The organism is Cryobacterium sp. TMT1-3 (assembly GCF_004402315.1).
Classification (GTDB): domain Bacteria; phylum Actinomycetota; class Actinomycetes; order Actinomycetales; family Microbacteriaceae; genus Cryobacterium; species Cryobacterium luteum.
This window is the reverse complement of sequence record NZ_SOFW01000037.1, coordinates 244,709-261,207: the sequence shown is the minus strand read 5'-3', so window position 1 is coordinate 261,207 and position 16,499 is coordinate 244,709. Positions and strand designations below refer to the sequence as shown.

The following is a 16,499-nucleotide window of genomic DNA, read 5'->3' as shown; positions in this document are numbered from 1 at the left end:
AGAGTATCCGGTTACGGGCTGAGGCTAGCCGAACAGCGGCTTGACCGCCGTGATCAGTTGCTGCACGCCCAGAATGATGAAGAGTAGGGCGCAGATGCCGAGGGCGATGTTGGTGAACCACCGGTTGCGCCATTCCTGCGGAATGCGCTTGCCGTTCAGCAGGCCCAGCAGAGTGATGGCGAGGAATGGCATGAACAGCGAGCCGAGTACGCCGTAGGCGAGGATCAGCCCGATCGGCGAGCCGAGCAGGAACAGGATCATCGGCGGAAAGGTGAGCCACAACAGGTAAAACTTGAAGTACTTGCCGCCGACCAGGGTGTCGCGGTGACCGGACTTCTTGCCGCGCATGTTGCCCCAGAAATCGGCGAACATGAGACTCACACCGTTCCACACGCCAATGATCGACGAGAAGGATGCCGCCCAGAAGCCCACCAGGAAGCCCGTGCCGACCACGACTCCGTACTGCTCGTTGAGCACCGTCGAGAGGTCGAGCAGGCCCTTGTCGCCGGCGCTCAGGGTGATGCCGGCGGCGGCGACCACCTCGGCACCGACGATGAGCATGGCGATGACGAAGATGCCGGTCATGACGTAGGCCATGCGGTTGTCGATGCGCATGACTTTCATCCAGCGCGGAGTTGACCAGCCCTTTTCGCGCAGCCAATAGCCGTAGGCGGCCAGGGTGATGGTGCCGCCGACACCGCCGGCCAGGGCGAGCGTGTAAAGCACACCGCCCTCGGGAATGATCGGCACGAGGCCGCGCAGCATGGCCGGAAAATTCGGCACGGCGATGACGGCGAGACCGACCACCGTGATGAACATGATGCCCACCAATACCGCCGTGATCTTCTCGAAGATGGCATAGCGGCCGAACCAGACCATGGTGAGCCCGGCGAGGCCCATGAGTACGGCCCAAACCGGCAGCGGAAGGACCGGGAACAGTGCCGCGAGCGGCAGGGCGGCCGAGGACATGGCGGTGGCACCATAGACGAAGCCCCACAGCATGATGTACGGGCCGAAGTACCAGGTGGTCCACTTGCCGAGCGACCGCCAGCCCTCAAAAATGGTCTTGCCGGTGGCGAGGGTGTATCGGCCGGCGCCCTCGACCAGCACGATCTTGAGGATCACACCGAGGATGACCGCCCAGAGCAGGGCGTAGCCGTAGCGGGAGCCGGCCACCAGGGTCGCGACCATGTCGGCCGCTCCCACGCCGGTGGCGGCCACGACGAGGCCGGGGCCCACGATCTTCCACTTGGGGAGTTTTCCATCCTCGAGGTCGACCGGTGCTACCAGCTTCGAATCGTCGAGGTTTCTGCCTGAGGTCATGGTGGTGCCGGCCTTACGCGTGTGGAGCGGGCGGCCCCACCGGCATCGTTCTCGAGACGACCAGTGGCGAAGCTGTGCGTCGGTGCACAGGACCAGGTGAACCGGTGGTTACACCGGGTATTGCTCGACTCTACCGGGTTGGGGCAGACTCTTCGTCTACTGCAGACGACGGATGCCGACGCTGACCGAGAACGTCCACCCCAGAATGCCCGCCAGGGCGGCGCGTTCGGCGAGACCGACGCCGCCGGGCAACCACGCATTCGCGGCGACAACCAGCAGCAGCCCAGCCAGGGTGAGCGCCGCGAACGCTATCGCCCACGGCGCCGCCCGTGGCAGCACGCGGCGAATCCGCAGCCAGATGGTCAGCAGCAGAATCGCGGCGAGGGCGGTGAGGAAGCCGAAGGAAGCCACGGCGAGATGGATGGCACCGCTCAGAGTCGAAGTCTGCAGGGTGCTCGTGTGTTCTGCGCTGACGTCGGTGGGAAAGAAGGCGAGCACCGCCGAGCTGGCTCCCCCGAGGAGCAACAGCCCGAGGCCGGTGCCGAGCAGCGGGTCCTTGCGGCCAAACGCCGGTGTCGGCGCCGCCCCGGCGAGTGCGACGACGACGGCGACGCAGAATACCGCCCGGCCCAGAAAGTTGAGGTTCATCACCCAGCCGTACGGGCCGACGGCGAGGTTGCTCTCGGCGTCGCTGATCGGGCTGTAGTGCGGCGGCAGAAACTGCAGTACCACGTCGATGAGCACGTAGAGCACGACGCCGACCATCGCAGCCGTGGCGCTCCACCGGCGCAGGTTCATGCCGTGCGCTCTCATGATCACCGGTCCTGGGGAAAAAATGAAGGGGTCCCCGCGAACGAGGGCCCCTTCACTGATTTAAACGGATGCCGCTAGCGCGAGACCGAGCCGTCGGTGTAGTCGTCGTCGTTCGAGGCGTTCCACGCGAAGAGTTTGCGCAGGCTGCGGCCGGTGGCCTCAATCGGGTGCTCTTCGCCCTTCTTGCGGAGGGCGAGGAACTCCACGCCGCCGTTGTCCTGGTCGGCGATGAAACGCTCGGCGAACGCGCCACTCTGGATGTCAGCGAGAACGGCCTTCATGTTCTCCTTGACGCTCGGGTCGATGACGCGCGGTCCCGAGACGTAGTCGCCGTACTCGGCGGTGTCGGAGACGCTCCAACGCTGCTTGGCGATGCCGCCCTCCCACATGAGGTCGACGATGAGCTTGAGCTCGTGCAGCACCTCGAAGTAGGCGACCTGCGGCTGGTAACCGGCCTCGGTGAGCACCTCGAAGCCGTACTGGATCAGCTGCGAGGTACCACCGCAGAGCACGGCCTGCTCGCCGAACAGGTCCGTTTCGGTCTCTTCGGTGAAGGTGGTCTTGATGCCGGCGGCACGCAGGCCGCCGATCGCCTTGGCGTAGCTCAGGGTGAGCGGCCAGGCGTTACCCGACGCGTCCTTCTCCACGGCAACAATCACGGGAACACCGCGACCGGCTTCGAATTCGCGGCGCACGGTGTGCCCGGGGCCCTTGGGCGCGACCATGACGACGTCGACGCCGTCGGGCGCCGTGATGTAACCGAAACGGATATTGAAGCCGTGGCCGAAGACGAGCGCCTTGCCGGCGGACAGGTTCGGAAGCACGTCGTCCTTGTACAGGTGACGCTGCACCTGGTCGGGCGCGAGGATGACGATGACGTCAGCCCAGGCTGCGGCATCCGCTGTGGACAGCACGGTGAAGCCGGCTTCTTCGGCCTTGGCCTTGCTCTTGGAGCCGTCCTTCAGGCCGATCTTGACCTCCACGCCGGAGTCGCGCAGGTTCTGAGCGTGGGCATGACCCTGCGAGCCGTAGCCGATGACGGCCACCTTCTTGCCCTGAATGATCGACAGGTCGGCGTCTTTGTCGTAGAAAATCTCAGACAATGTGTTTCTCTCCTCGTGGATTGATTGTTAGAAAAAAGCTGAAAAACGTTAGTTTTTGAAGACTCGTTCGGTGATGGACTTGGAGCCGCGGCCGATGGCGAGCAGACCCGACTGGGCGAGCTCGCGAATGCCGAACGGTTCGAGTACCCGCAGCAGCGCCTGGGTCTTGCCGCTGTCGCCGGTGACCTCGATGACGACCGCATCGGTGGCCACGTCGACGACGCGGGCGCGAAACAGGTTGACCGCTTCGAGCACCTGAGACCGGGTCGTGTTGTCGACCTTGACCTTGATCAGCAGGTGTTCGCGCTGCACCGACTGGGCCGGATCGAGCTCGACGATCTTGATGACGTTGATCAGCTTGTTGAGCTGCTTGGTCACCTGCTCGAGCGGCACGTCTTCGACGTCGACGAGAATTGTGATGCGGGACAGGCCGGGGATCTCGCTGTGGCCAACGGCCAGGCTTTCAATGTTGAAGCCGCGGCGCGCGAACAGGCCGGCGACGCGCGTGAGCAGGCCCGGCTTGTCCTCGACGAGCAGACTCAGAACGTGGCTCGTCACGGTTACTCTTCTCCCCAGGTCGGTGCATGGTCTTTGGCGTACTGAACGAAACTGTTGCTCACTCCCTGCGGAACCATCGGCCAGACCATGGCGCCGGGGCTCACGATGAAGTCGATCACGACCGGACGGTCGTTGGTGGCCAGGGCCAGCTTGATGGCATCATCCACCTGGTCCTTGCTGGTGACCCGAATGCCGAGCGCGCCATAGGCATCCGCCATTTTGACGAAGTCGGGCACCATAGCGGTGCCGTGGCCGGTGTTGAGGTCGGTGAAGGAATGGCGTCCGTCGTAGAACAAAGACTGCCATTGGCGCACCATGCCGAGGGAAGAGTTGTTGATGATCGCGACCTTGATCGGGATCTTGTTGATCGTGCAGGTGGCGAGTTCCTGATTGGTCATCTGGAAGCAGCCGTCACCGTCGATCGACCAGACCACGCGGTCGGGTTCGGCGACCTTGGCGCCCATCGCAGCGGGGATGGAGTAGCCCATGGTTCCGGCGCCGCCGGAGTTGAGCCAGGAGTTGGGGCGTTCGTACTTGATGTACTGCGCCGCCCACATCTGGTGCTGGCCCACGCCGGCCGCGTAGACCGCCTCAGGGCCGGTGAGCTCGCCGATGCGCTGGATCACATACTGCGGGGCGAGCAGGCCGTCGGTCGGCTCGGTGAATCCGAGCGGGAACTCCTCTTTCAGGCCGTGCAGGTAGGTCCACCACTCGCTGGTATCGGGTGCGGCGCCCCGGGCAGCATCGGCCCAGGCGAGGGTCAGGTCGGCAATGACATCTTTGGCATCACCGACGATGGGTACATCGGCGAGGCGGATCTTGGAGATCTCGGCCGGGTCGACGTCAACGTGCACGATCTTCGCATTGGGGGCGAATTCGCTGATCTTTCCGGTCACCCGGTCGTCGAAGCGCGCTCCGAGCGAAATGATGAGGTCACTCTCCTGCAGCGCGAGTACGGCCGGAACCGTACCGTGCATACCCGGCATGCCGAGGTGCTGCGGGTGCGAGTCGGGAAAGGCGCCGCGAGCCATGAGTGTGGTGACGACGGGGGCCCCGGTCGCTTCGGCGAGCCCGAGCAGTTCAGCGGATGCGTGCGCGCGGATGACTCCGCCTCCCACGTACAGCACGGGCTTCTTCGCGGCCAGCAGCAGTTGGGCTGCCGCCTGCACCTGCTTGCCGTGCGCCTTCACGATCGGCCGGTAGCCGGGCAGGTCGAGCTTGGGCGGCCAGATGAACGGTGCTAGGTTTTGCTGCGCGTCCTTGGTGATGTCCACGAGCACCGGACCGGGCCGGCCGGTGGAGGCGATGTGATATGCCGCGGCGATTGCGGCGGGAATCTCTTCGGCACGGCGGGCGAGGAAGGAATGCTTGGTGATCGGCATGGTGATGCCGATGATGTCGGCTTCCTGGAAGGCGTCCGTTCCCATCGACGTCGAGAACACCTGGCCGGTGATGGCGAGCAGCGGAACCGAGTCCATGTAGGCATCCGCTATGGCGGTGACGAGGTTGGTGGCACCGGGACCGCTCGTGGCGATGGCGACGCCGACGCGACCGGTTGCCGAGGCGTAGCCCTCGGCTGCGTGGCCGGCGCCCTGTTCGTGGCGCACCAGGATGTGGCGAATCTTGGTCTGCGTCATGAGCTCGTCGTAGAGCGGGATGACGGCGCCGCCGGGAATGCCGAAGACGTCGGTGACACCGAGCAGTTCGAGGGTGCGAATGATTGCACCCGAACCGGTGAGCATTTCCGGCTCCGCAGACGCGGGCGCCGCGGGCACGGGAGTGGTTTCCGTGGTCATGATCGTTGAATCCCTACTTCGAAATCGGTCGTTTCGACATTGAACCGGTTGCCCTCACGGGCCACCAGGGTAGCCCGTGCGCTGCTAGCCGGTAATGGCGCCTTCGGCAGCGGAATGCACGAGCTTCGAGTACTTTGCGAGTACGCCACGGGTATAGCGCGGGGGAAGGGGCGCCCAGCCATCTCGGCGGGCGGCCAGCTCTGCATCGGTAACCAGTAGGTCAAGCGTGCGAGCTGCGATATCGACCCGTATCAGATCCCCATCGCGCACGAAGGCGATTGGACCTGCGTCCACCGCTTCGGGTGCTATGTGGCCGATACACAGTCCGGTTGTGCCGCCTGAGAATCGACCGTCCGTTAACAGTAGTACATCGGAGCCGAGGCCTGCGCCCTTGATGGCGGCCGTGATGGAGAGCATCTCGCGCATGCCCGGCCCACCCTTGGGACCTTCATAACGGATGATGACGACGTCACCCTGGTAGATCTTGCCCTCGGTCAGGGCGTCCATCGCGGCGCGTTCCCGCTCGAACACCCGGGCGGGGCCTTCGAAGACGGCGGCGTCGAAGCCGGCGGTCTTCACGACGGCACCCTCGGGGGCGAAGGTGCCCTTGAGGATGGTGATTCCGCCGCTCTTGTGAATGGGGTTGTCGAGGGTGCGCAGCACCTCACCGTCGAGGGCCGGCGGGTCGATCTCGGCGAGGTTCTCGGCCACGGTCTTGCCGGTGACGGTGAGTGCGTCGCCGTGGATGAGGCCGGCTTCGAGCAGCGCGCGCATGACGGCGGGAACGCCGCCCTGGCGGTCGACGTCGTTCATGACGTACTTGCCGAAGGGCTTGAGGTCACCAATGTGCGGAACCTTGTCGCCAATGCGGTTGAAGTCGTCGAGGGTGAGTTCGACCTCGGCTTCGCGGGCGATCGCGAGCAGGTGCAGCACCACGTTGGTCGATCCGCCGAACGCCATGGCCACGGCGATCGCGTTCTCGAACGCCTTGCGGGTGAGAATGTCGCGGGCGGTGATGCCGAGGCGCAGCATGTTGACGACGGCTTCGCCGGAGCGGTGCGCGAAGTAGTCGCGGCGACGATCAGCGGATGCCGGGCTCGCCGAGCCAGGCAGGCTCATTCCGAGGGCTTCCGCAACACTCGCCATGGTGTTGGCGGTGTACATGCCGCCGCAGGCGCCCTCGCCGGGGGCGAAGGCGCACTCGATGCGCTTGGCATCTTCGATGCTCATCCGGCCGGCCTTGACCGCGCCGACCGCTTCGAACGAGTCGATGATGGTGATGTCTTTTTCGGTGCCGTCGGAGAGCTTGACCCAGCCCGGGGCGATCGATCCGGCGTACAGGAACACGCTCGCGAGGTCGAGGCGGGCGGCGGCCATGAGCATGCCGGGCAGCGACTTGTCGCAGCCGGCCAGCAGTACGGAGCCGTCGAGGCGTTCGGCCTGCATGACGACCTCGACCGAGTCGGCGATGACCTCGCGGGAGACCAGGGAGAAGTGCATGCCCTCGTGACCCATCGAGATGCCGTCGGAGACGCTGATGGTGCCGAACTGCAGCGGGTAACCGCCGCCGGAGTGTACGCCTTCCTTGGCGGCCTGGGCCAGGCGGTCCAGCGACAGGTTGCACGGTGTGATCTCATTCCACGAGCTCGCAATGCCGATCTGGGGTTTGTCCCAGTCGGCGTCGCCCATGCCGACAGCACGGAGCATTCCCCGGGAAGTGGTGGCCTCGATCCCGTCGGTGACGTCGCGGCTACGGGGTTTCACATCGATCTCAGACATGCTTCCGAGTCTAGAACCTTGGCGCACCCGGTCAATGCAGCCGTCCCGAGCGCAGGGCGGCGATGCGCACGAGCACCTGGGTCACCTCGTGCGGGCTGCGCACCCGGAACCCGGCGAGGGTGGCGCCCTGGCCGATCTTAAGCCCCACGTCGTCCTCCCGGAGTACGGCGAAGGCATCCTCGTCGGTCACATCGTCGCCGGCGTAGAACACCCGATCGGCGCCGGTGTACTCGAGCAGCTGGGTGACGGCATCACCCTTGGTGCTCGAGCGCACCGAGAATTCGAGCACGTTTTTGCCCTCGCGAACGGTGAGTCCGGGCAGTTGCTCACCGAGTTGGTCGCGCGCCGCTCGCTCGGCCCGCTGGCCGTCCTTCTCGGTGGCGAGGCGGGTGTGCAGGGCGAGACCGGCGGGCTTGCGCTCAATCGTGGTGCCGGCGATCGACCCGGAGATGCTTTCGAGGACGCGGGCGAGGATATCCAGTTGCTCCAACTCGCTGGAGAGCAGGTTGAGCTCGATCTCGGGGGTGTCCAGCTGTACCTCGATGCCGTGCGAGCCGGTGAGCAGCACCGAACTCTGCGGCTGCGCGACGTGTTGCAGGCTCACCAGGGCGCGGCCGGAGACAAAGGCCACGCGCACGCCCGGCAGGTCGAGCAGGGCCTGAACGGCTTCCCGGGTGCCGGCGATGGCGCGAGCGTCTTCGGGGTGATCGACGTGCGGGGCCAGGGTGCCGTCGAAGTCGAGGGCGATGAGCAGGTTCTCGGCGCCGGCAATGCTCTTCAGGGCCAGATCGAGAGCGTCGGGGATCCCGGCCGGTACGGCTGCTCCGCCGGTGAGTGCGCGCAGGAACGACGCGGACCAGGCAGCCACATCGTTCTCGGCGACCGTGCGGCGCAGCGACCGCATGCGCCTCGTGCGCTCCCGTTTGGGCATCTCGACCGCGCGCACGATGGCGTCCTTGGTGCCGTCGATGTCGTGCGGGTTGATCAGGATGGCCTGTTTGAGTTCGTCAGCGGCGCCGGCGAACTCGCTCAGAACCAGCACCCCGTCAGCGTCGAAGCGCACGGCCACGTATTCCTTGGCCACGAGGTTCATGCCGTCGCGCAGCGCAGTGACGAGCATGACGTCGGCCGCCAGGTACATCGCGACCATTTCTTCGCGCGGATAACTGTGGTGGTGATAGCTGATAGCGGTGTGACTGATCGTGGAGAAGTCGCCGTTGAGCCGACCGACGGCCAACTCGATCTCATCACGCAGGGCCATGTAGGTACCGACACGTTCGCGGGACGGGCTCGCGACCTGCACGAGAGTGACGTCTTCAACGCTCAGGCGACCCTCGGCGAGCAACTCCCCGAACGCTTTGATGCGGTGGCCGATGCCCTTGGTGTAGTCAAGCCGGTCGACACCGAGCATGAGGGTCTTGGGGTTGCCGAGGTCCTCCCGAATCTGTCGAGCCCGCGCCTGAATCTCGGGACGCCGAGCCAGTTCTTCGAAGGCGGCCGCGTCGATCGAGATGGGAAAGTGCTTGGCGATGACCCGGCGGCTGTCGCCCTTCTCCCCCGCCGGCACGTCAATGACGACGCCGCGGGTCGGATAGCCGTAGAGGCGACGAACGGCTTGGGAGAAGTTGCCGGCATCCGCTACCCGCTGAAAGCCGATCACGTCGGCGCCGAGCAGGCCGTGCAGAATCTGTTTGCGCCAGGGCAGCTGCGCGTAAATGCCGTACGGCGGAAACGGGATGTGGTTGAAGAAGCCGATGACGAGGTCGGGGCGGGCTTCGCGCAGCATGCGCGGCACGAGCTGCAGCTGGTAGTCGTGCACCCAGACCGTGGCTCCCGGGGCGGCGACGGCGGCGGCCGCCGCGGCGAATCGGCGGTTGACGCGCACGTAGGCATCCCAGGTTTCGCGGTGAAAGCTCGGCGGCGCGATGACGTCGTGGTACAAGGGCCAGAGGGTGTCGTTGGAGAAACCCTCGTAGTAGTCCTCGATGTCGTCTTCATTCAGCCGCACCGGAACGAGGGAGATTCCGTCGTTCTCAAACGGTTGGAAATCGCGGTCGGCGACCCCCGGCCAGCCGACCCAGGCTCCATGCGAGGAACGCATCAGCGGTTCGAGGGCGGTGACCAGCCCGCCGGGAGACGTGCGCCAGATGATGGCGCCGTCGTCGGCTTCTTCGTAGTCGACCGGCAACCGGTTCGAGACGACGACGAGCCTGTACGTGCCGGCCATGGCATCGGCGGGCACGACGGGGGCAGGGTGGGTCTGGGACCGGGTGGGTTCGGCTGAAGAGTTAATGGATCATCCGTTCCGGGCACACTCGAAGTGCACACCTGTGTTGCCCTCCCAAGGTTACCAGTCGTTTTTTACACCCGTTCGGGGCACACTGTGCGCGAGCGGGCGGGTACTCTGATGCCGGAGGTTTACATGCGAAAGTTCATTTTCAGCAGTGCAATGATCGGCGTGATCGCCGGCGGTTGGAATACCGTGCAGGCCACGCGGCACGGTCCGCGTGACTGGCGCCTCATTATGCTGTGGCTCGGCTGGGCGTTGAGCGCCGCCGTAGCCGTCGGCACGGTCATTGAAGACGCGAACAAGCGCAAAATCGAAAGCTGACTTCGACTCGTTAGCGGCGTGTCCCCGGGCGAGTCGGCCCCAGGTCACCGAAAATAGGCACAGCGGCTGTTTCGGCTGCACCTGTTCTCACTGTGCACCTGAAAGGGGCTCGTCATGTTTGGTCGTCGACGCCGACGTTTGGCCGCAAGTGCGGCGCTGAGCGTCGCCTCCGCTCCGATACTGCGCGACGAACAGATTTTCGACCTGCTGCACGACCGGCTGGGCGCCCTGGTCGGCGAACACGGTGCCTATACCCTGGTACCCCGCACCGGTGACGACACCGAGGTGATCTTTCACGCGTTGAAGGCCCGCGAGATCGCAACCGAGCTGACCGCCGCGATCACGACGGAGCAAGCTGCCCTGCGCGGCGAGAGCACCGGCGAGCCGACCGCTTTGTCGTGGACTCCCGCGCCGATCACGACGTGGAACGAACCGGCTGCGACCGGCGTCCCGGCGGTCGCAACAGCAGATGCCGACGCGGACGACGCGGCTGCGGCATCCGCTGCCTGGATCGAAAAGGCGTCCGCGACGCTCGCATCGGCTCGGCTCGTCGCCTGATTCGAGCACTGAGCGAATCCAGCTGCTGACAGAATGGCCTGATGGCACTCCCCATCGAGGACTACGCGCTCATCAGCGACTGCCACTCGGCGGCGCTCGTCGGCCGTGACGGCAGCATCGATTGGCTCTGCCTGCCGCGCTACGATTCCGCCTCGCTGTTCGGTGCGCTCCTCGGCGACGAGAACCACGGCCGGTGGCTGCTGGCCCCGTCCGAGGCGCAGGCCACGGCCACCCGCAGCTACCAGGGCGACACCTTTGTGCTGTCGACCATCTGGACCACGTCGACCGGCCAGGTCGAAGTGCTCGACTTCATGCCGCACGGTGACCGCCGAGCCGACCTTGTGCGTCGCGTGCGCGGAATCAGCGGCAGCGTGCACATGACCCAGGACCTGCGCATTCGTTTCGGATATGCCACCACAATGCCGTGGGTTCGCCAGCTGCAGGGTGAGTCGATGCGTGGCCTCGTTGCCATTGCCGGGCCCGACGCCATCGTGGTGCGCGGACCGGAGCTGCGCGCTTCCGACCACCGTCACGTGTCCCACTTCGACATAGTCGCCGGACAGACGATTGACGCGCAGCTGAGCTGGTACCCCTCGGAGGGCGAGATCCCACCGGCCGTCGACATCGACGCGGCTCTCGCCTCGACCTCGCGCTGGTGGCAGAATTGGGCTTCGAGTTGCAGCCATGAGGGGCCACTCCGCGCGGAGGTCGTGCGTTCCCTTCTCGTGCTGCGCGCGCTGACCCACGAAAAGACCGGCGGAATCGTCGCCGCGGCGACAACTTCATTGCCCGAACAGACCGGCGGAATGCGCAACTGGGATTACCGCTACGTCTGGCTGCGTGACGCCTCACTCACGCTCGAAGTGCTGCTCAGCCACGGCTACGAGGTTGAGGCCAACGACTGGCGCGCCTGGTTGCTGCGCGCCATTGCCGGCGATCCGGCCGACGTGCAGATCATGTACGGACTCTCCGGCGAGCGCTACCTGCCCGAGCGTGAGCTGACCAGCCTGCCCGGCTACAACGGTTCGTCCCCCGTGCGGGTCGGCAACGGCGCGGTCGACCAGTTCCAGTCCGACGTGATCGGCGAGGTCATGGTGGCCCTCCACGCCGCACGCGCGGCGGGAGTGCGCGAAACCGAATTCTCCTGGCCGCTGCAGCGGGCACTCATGAGCTTTCTCGAAAAGAACTGGCGCCGGGCAGACCAAGGCATCTGGGAAGTCCGCGGCCCAGCCCGCGAATTCACCCATTCCCGCGTCATGGTGTGGGCAGCATTCGACCGTGCAGTGCGCGGCATCGAAGAGTGCGGGCTCGATGGTCCGCTCGAGCGGTGGAAGACCCTGCGCGACGAGGTTCGCGCCGACATCGAAACCCGCGGTTTTGACGCGGGACGAAACAGCTACGTGCAGTATTACGGCAGCACCGCATTGGACGCCTCCCTCCTCGTGCTCCCGCAGGTCGGCTTCTGCGCAGCCACCGATTCGCGCATGCTCGGCACCGTGGCCGCGATCGAGGCCGACCTGCTGCACTCGGGCCTGCTGCTGCGCTACCGCACGGTTTCCGCGGTGGACGGCCTGCCGCCGGGTGAGCATCCGTTTCTGGCCTGCTCGTTCTGGCTGGTCGAGCAGTACGCCCGTTCGGGGCGACTCGATGATGCCACCGAGCTCATGAACACCCTGGTCGGCTTCGTGAATGCTGTCGGGCTGCTCTCCGAAGAGTACGACGTGACCAACGGGCACCAGATGGGCAACACCCCGCAGGCGCTCTCGCACCTGGCGCTGGTGCGGGCAGCGGATGCGATCGTCGCCGGCCTGGCCGCTCAGAAAACCAGGACCTCTACAGTTCGCGGTGTTTTGTTGTAGGTATTGTTCAGCGGCGGGTGGACGCCGAATTCTAGATTTGGAATCATGACCGACACCGTTCGTACGAGCACTCCGACGAGGCGTATTCTGCCCGCCCGTGACCTTGCCCAGATCGCCATTTTCGCGGCCCTCATCGCCGCCCTGGGCCTGCCGGGTCCGCTGAACATCGGTCCGGTGCCGATCACCCTGCAGTCGCTCGGCGTGATGTTCGCCGGGGCGATTCTCGGTCCGCGCAAGGGATCGCTCGCCGTTCTGCTCTTTCTCGTTCTGACGGCCGTTGGCCTGCCCCTGCTCGCCGGCGCGCGCGGCGGCATCGGGGTGTTCACCGTGAGCCCGGCGGCCGGCTACCTCTACGGCTGGCTGCTCGGCGCCTTCGTCACCGGCTACCTCACCGCTCGCCTGCTGCCGAAGTACCCATTCTGGCTGGCGCTCGGCGCCACCATTCTCGGCGGCATCGTCGCCGTCTATGCGGTCGGCATTCCGGTGATGGCTCTCAACCTCAGCCTGCCGCTCTGGACCACGCTCGGCCTCAACGTGGCGTTCATCCCCGGCGACCTGATCAAGGTCGTGCTGACCGTGCTCGTCGCCGGCCAGGTGCACCGGGCCTACCCAGGGCTCATCGCGCTGCCGAAGGGTCGGCGCCCACACCAGTGAGCAGCATCCGCTTTGAGCAGGTTTCGCAGTCGTTCGGCAACCGCACGGTGCTGCGCGATATCACGCTCCACCTGACCGAGCACCGCATCGGCATCATCGGTGCGAACGGTTCCGGTAAGTCCACCCTCGTGCGCATGATCAACGGGCTCATGACACCGACATCCGGCACCGTTTCGGTTGACGGTCAGAACGTGGCCCGCCATGCTCGCGAGGTGCGCCGCAAGGTGGGGTTCATCTTCACGAATCCCGACAATCAGATCGTGATGCCGACCGTGCAGGAGGATGTCGCGTTCACCCTGCGCCGTCGCGGCCTCTCCCCTGCCGAAATCGCGCGGCGCACGGCGGCCGCTCTCGACCAGTTCGGGCTGAGCGAGCACGCCGAGCATCCGGCACACCGTTTGTCTGGCGGGCAGAAGCAGCTCCTCGCCCTCGCGGCGGTTCTGGTGGCAGAGCCGGCGACCATCGTCGCCGACGAACCGACCACCCTGCTCGACGCCCGCAACGCGCGCCGCATCAGCGACCTGATGCAGACACTTCCACAGCAGGTCATCGTGGTCACGCACCACCTGAACCTGGTCGAGGATTTCGACCGGGTGATCGTGATCGATGAGGGCTCGGTCGTCGCCGACGGAGCGCCGCAGCAATCGCTCGCGGCCTACCGCGCCCTGTTGCTCGCATGATCGGCCTGTATAGCCCGGGCACCTCCATCGTGCACCGGGCGCCGACCCTGCTCAAGCTGTTTCTGCTCTCGCTCTGCGTTGTACTGATCGGCACCTCGCCCGACCCCTGGGTCATCGGCGGTGCCGCGGTCGTCGTTCTGTTGTTGTTCGTGGTGGCCCGAGTTCCGGTGCAGGCGGCCGCAGCCCAAGTCGCGCCCATTCTGCTAATTCTGCTCGTTGCGGTGCCGATCCAGGGTCTGCTCTCGGGCTGGCTGATCGCCGCCCTCATGGCCGGTCGCCTGCTCGTAGCCGTGGCTCTCGCCGCTCTGTTCACCATGACCACCACGGTCACCGCGGTGCTCGAAGCCTTCCAGACGCTGCTGCGCCCGTTCCGGCGCTTCATCGACGCCGATCGGGTGGGGTTGCTCGTTGCCCTGACCATCCGCTGCATCCCCCTGGTCGCCGACATAGTGCGCGAGGTGCTCGAGGCCCGCACCGCCCGCGGCACGCAGGGCTCGCTGTTGTCGATCGCCGTGCCGGTGGTGGTGCGCTCCCTCTACGCAGCGGATGCCCTGGGCGAGGCCCTGATCGCGCGCGGGCTCGACGACTGAGCGTTCTTCTGCGGCGCAGTTTCAATCAGCCACGCGGCATCCACTCAGCCCCTTCATAGGCGAGGCGTGGCAGAGTAAGGACTTGGCTCGTCGAGCCACACCGCCTTCACCGCATTGATCGCCTGCCCGCAGCTACGTACTCGAAAGAGGCCCCGTGTCGAAAATTCCCGCCCTGCTCACCATTGTGGGACTCACGCTCGCGCTCACCGCTTGCGGCACCAGCGACACCCCCAAAGCAACGGATGCTGCGGCCGCCAGTTCCCCTTCGGCGGACTGCACGGAGCCGGGAAAGCTCTCGGACAGCGTGAAGGTCACCGGTGATTTCGGCGCTCCCCTCGATATCTCGATCGACGCTCCGCTCGAGCCCTCGGCCACCGAACGCACGGTCGCGATCGAGGGAACCGGAACCGACACGGCTAAGAAGGACTCGATCGTCGAGGTCGCGATCACCCTGTACAACGCCAAGACCGACGAACTCGTGCAGGCGACGACCTACTCCACCGACGGAGCCAGCCTCGTCATTCCGATCAATGACACCGGCCTGCTGCACGGTCTCGTGCGGTCAGCGAACTGCGCCGTCGAGGGCGACCGCATCGTGACCGTGAGCACCGCAGCGGATGCCTTCGCCGACCAGGAGACCACCGGCGTGGCCGTCGGCGATCCCGTCGTTTTTGTCATGGACGTCATCAAAGTGATCGCCGACGTGCCGACACAGGCGTCTGGTGACGACCAGCCCGTCGAAGACGGCTTCCCCACCGTGGCTCTCGCCGACGACGGAGCTCCGACCATCACGATTCCCGCGACGGATGCTCCCGCCGATCTGAAGATCTCCACCCTCAAGAAGGGCGAAGGCGAGGTCGTCACCGACGGTGCGAGCGTGGCCGTCGCGTACACCGGAGCCCTCTGGGCAACCGGTGAGACCTTTGATTCGTCGTGGGGCAGCGCTCCGTACGCCGTCTTCCCGACCGGCGGCGTGATCGCCGGCTTCACCCAGGCACTCGTCGGCCAGACCGTCGGTTCCCAAGTCATCGCCGTCATTCCGCCGGAGTTCGGCTATGGCGCCGAGGGCACCCAGGGTATTTCGGGCACGGATACGCTCGTGTTCGTGATCGACATTCTCGCCGTCGCTGGCGGCCCGGAGGCCTAGCATCACAGTTTCAAGCAGAACGGCCCGCATCCGAGGATGCGGGCCGTTCGTGGTTCAGAAGGTCAGTGACTAGCTGGTGAGGCCGTCCACGTACTCCCGGTTGTCTTCGATCCACTGGGCGACGATGGGCTCGTAGTCCTGGCCCTCGTAGTCGACGAACATGGCGTTCTCGAGCGAGTACAGCAGGTCGAGATCCATCTCGAAGCCTTCAACCCAGCCGGCAGCCGTCGGGAAGTCGGTCTTGAAGTCGCTCTTGGCGTAGGAGTGGATGCTCTCGACACCGCCGAGGGCGCCCTGCGGGTCCTCGAGGTTCTTGAGCGGAAACACACCGTACGCCCAGTGCGGCTCCCACAGGGTCACAACGATGTTCTCGCCGTTATCGGTGGCCGTCTGCAACTCGGTCAGCATGGCCGCCGTCGACGAGGTCAGGTATTCCATGCCCTCGAGGCCGTAGCCGGGGATGACGTTGTCGGTCGTGGCTTCGGTCAGGCCGGCGCCGGGCTCGATGCCGACGATGCGGTTGCCGAACAGGTCGGCGTTGGCCGCGAGTTCCTCGAGCGAATCGATCGGGGCATCGGCGTTGACTGCGATGGCGTTGCGTGACTCCTCGTTCCAGGCACCGAGGTCGATCATGTCGTCGCCGTACTCTTCGAGGTAGGACGCGTGGGTGACGGGCAGCCAGACGTCCATGCTGAGGTCGTAGTCGCCCTCGGACAGGCCGAGGTACACCGGAGCCGGGTCGGCGTACTCGAGTTCAACGCTGTAGCCCTTCTCCTCGAGAATGGCCTTCCACAGGTGCGACGCGGCGATGCCTTCGTCCCAACCGTTGAACACGGCAATGGACATGTCCTTGTTGTCATCGTTGCCGTTGCCGACGGTTTCGGTCTCCCCGGAGGCGGCGCAGCCGGTGAGGGCCAGAATGCCGACGGCGCCCAGAGCGAGAATTGATGTGGAGCGGTTCTTCATAGGTCTTCCTTTCGTGCCACCTGCTGTGGGTGACTGGGTTGACTCGAGGTGCATACGGCGTG

General features: G+C 65.6%; 15 protein-coding genes. 7 read left to right on the top strand and 8 right to left on the bottom strand.

Annotated elements, in window-relative coordinates:
• Positions 1 to 24: 24 nt before the first annotated feature.
• The 7 genes from E3O25_RS13495 to E3O25_RS13465 all read right to left on the bottom strand — a co-directional run bounded on the left by E3O25_RS13495 (position 25) and on the right by E3O25_RS13465 (position 9,665).
• Entirely contained in the window at positions 25 to 1,323 is a 1,299-nt protein-coding gene (locus E3O25_RS13495; RefSeq protein WP_134361368.1) for an Nramp family divalent metal transporter, read from the bottom strand.
• A 156-nt stretch (positions 1,324 to 1,479) separates the two neighbouring features.
• Positions 1,480 to 2,136, bottom strand: coding sequence for a DUF998 domain-containing protein (locus E3O25_RS13490; protein ID WP_134361367.1), 657 nt, complete (start codon positions 2,134 to 2,136; stop codon positions 1,480 to 1,482).
• Positions 2,137 to 2,210: 74 nt separating this feature from the next.
• Positions 2,211 to 3,239: a ketol-acid reductoisomerase gene (ilvC, locus tag E3O25_RS13485; protein ID WP_134361366.1), complete on the bottom strand. Its 1,029-nt coding sequence runs from the start codon at positions 3,237 to 3,239 to the stop codon at positions 2,211 to 2,213.
• Between the two features lie 48 nt (positions 3,240 to 3,287).
• Positions 3,288 to 3,797 (bottom strand): acetolactate synthase small subunit, encoded by a 510-nt coding sequence (gene ilvN / locus E3O25_RS13480; protein WP_092108568.1) that lies wholly within the window; start codon positions 3,795 to 3,797, stop codon positions 3,288 to 3,290.
• Positions 3,798 to 3,799: 2 nt separating this feature from the next.
• Positions 3,800 to 5,593: an acetolactate synthase large subunit gene (locus E3O25_RS13475; protein WP_134361365.1), complete on the bottom strand. Its 1,794-nt coding sequence runs from the start codon at positions 5,591 to 5,593 to the stop codon at positions 3,800 to 3,802.
• 84 nt (positions 5,594 to 5,677) lie between these two features.
• A complete protein-coding gene (gene ilvD, locus E3O25_RS13470) occupies positions 5,678 to 7,372 on the bottom strand; it encodes a dihydroxy-acid dehydratase (RefSeq protein ID WP_092108564.1) in 1,695 nt (564 codons plus the stop codon).
• Positions 7,373 to 7,403: 31 nt separating this feature from the next.
• Positions 7,404 to 9,665, bottom strand: a complete 2,262-nt coding sequence (locus tag E3O25_RS13465) for a bifunctional alpha,alpha-trehalose-phosphate synthase (UDP-forming)/trehalose-phosphatase (protein WP_370448767.1) — start codon at positions 9,663 to 9,665, stop codon at positions 7,404 to 7,406.
• A gap of 129 nt (positions 9,666 to 9,794) precedes the next feature.
• Here E3O25_RS13465 and E3O25_RS13460 point away from each other — a divergent pair, with 129 nt between their 5' ends.
• The 7 genes from E3O25_RS13460 to E3O25_RS13430 all read left to right on the top strand — a co-directional run bounded on the left by E3O25_RS13460 (position 9,795) and on the right by E3O25_RS13430 (position 15,471).
• Complete coding sequence (locus E3O25_RS13460) at positions 9,795 to 9,983, top strand: hypothetical protein (protein WP_134361364.1); 189 nt, start codon at positions 9,795 to 9,797, stop codon at positions 9,981 to 9,983.
• Positions 9,984 to 10,097: 114 nt separating this feature from the next.
• Positions 10,098 to 10,541: a hypothetical protein gene (locus tag E3O25_RS13455; RefSeq protein WP_134361363.1), complete on the top strand. Its 444-nt coding sequence runs from the start codon at positions 10,098 to 10,100 to the stop codon at positions 10,539 to 10,541.
• A 41-nt stretch (positions 10,542 to 10,582) separates the two neighbouring features.
• Positions 10,583 to 12,400, top strand: coding sequence for a glycoside hydrolase family 15 protein (locus E3O25_RS13450; protein WP_134361362.1), 1,818 nt, complete (start codon positions 10,583 to 10,585; stop codon positions 12,398 to 12,400).
• A gap of 45 nt (positions 12,401 to 12,445) precedes the next feature.
• Entirely contained in the window at positions 12,446 to 13,054 is a 609-nt protein-coding gene (locus E3O25_RS13445; RefSeq protein ID WP_134361361.1) for a biotin transporter BioY, read from the top strand.
• The gene (locus E3O25_RS13440) at positions 13,051 to 13,734 is read left to right on the top strand and encodes an energy-coupling factor ABC transporter ATP-binding protein (RefSeq protein ID WP_092108553.1); all 684 of its coding nucleotides are present in this window, start codon (positions 13,051 to 13,053) and stop codon (positions 13,732 to 13,734) included. The genes E3O25_RS13445 and E3O25_RS13440 overlap by 4 nt, the downstream gene beginning before the upstream one ends.
• Positions 13,731 to 14,324, top strand: coding sequence for a CbiQ family ECF transporter T component (locus E3O25_RS13435; RefSeq protein WP_134361360.1), 594 nt, complete (start codon positions 13,731 to 13,733; stop codon positions 14,322 to 14,324). The genes E3O25_RS13440 and E3O25_RS13435 overlap by 4 nt, the downstream gene beginning before the upstream one ends.
• Positions 14,325 to 14,478: 154 nt before the next feature.
• Positions 14,479 to 15,471: an FKBP-type peptidyl-prolyl cis-trans isomerase gene (locus E3O25_RS13430; RefSeq protein ID WP_134361359.1), complete on the top strand. Its 993-nt coding sequence runs from the start codon at positions 14,479 to 14,481 to the stop codon at positions 15,469 to 15,471.
• Positions 15,472 to 15,540: 69 nt separating this feature from the next.
• On the opposite strand, the gene E3O25_RS13425 is transcribed toward E3O25_RS13430, so the two are convergent.
• Complete coding sequence (locus tag E3O25_RS13425) at positions 15,541 to 16,437, bottom strand: glycine betaine ABC transporter substrate-binding protein (protein ID WP_092108547.1); 897 nt, start codon at positions 16,435 to 16,437, stop codon at positions 15,541 to 15,543.
• Between the last annotated feature and the right edge of the window lie 62 nt (positions 16,438 to 16,499).

Coding starts and splice junctions, on each gene's coding strand:
- ilvD (WP_092108564.1), bottom strand. CDS start 7,372: ATGTCTGAGATCGATGTGAAACCCCGTAGCCGCGACGTCACCGACGGG.
- E3O25_RS13450 (WP_134361362.1), top strand. CDS start 10,583: ATGGCACTCCCCATCGAGGACTACGCGCTCATCAGCGACTGCCACTCG.
- E3O25_RS13460 (WP_134361364.1), top strand. CDS start 9,795: ATGCGAAAGTTCATTTTCAGCAGTGCAATGATCGGCGTGATCGCCGGC.
- E3O25_RS13455 (WP_134361363.1), top strand. CDS start 10,098: ATGTTTGGTCGTCGACGCCGACGTTTGGCCGCAAGTGCGGCGCTGAGC.
- E3O25_RS13445 (WP_134361361.1), top strand. CDS start 12,446: ATGACCGACACCGTTCGTACGAGCACTCCGACGAGGCGTATTCTGCCC.
- E3O25_RS13435 (WP_134361360.1), top strand. CDS start 13,731: ATGATCGGCCTGTATAGCCCGGGCACCTCCATCGTGCACCGGGCGCCG.
- E3O25_RS13495 (WP_134361368.1), bottom strand. CDS start 1,323: ATGACCTCAGGCAGAAACCTCGACGATTCGAAGCTGGTAGCACCGGTC.
- E3O25_RS13490 (WP_134361367.1), bottom strand. CDS start 2,136: ATGAGAGCGCACGGCATGAACCTGCGCCGGTGGAGCGCCACGGCTGCG.
- E3O25_RS13425 (WP_092108547.1), bottom strand. CDS start 16,437: ATGAAGAACCGCTCCACATCAATTCTCGCTCTGGGCGCCGTCGGCATT.
- E3O25_RS13475 (WP_134361365.1), bottom strand. CDS start 5,593: ATGACCACGGAAACCACTCCCGTGCCCGCGGCGCCCGCGTCTGCGGAG.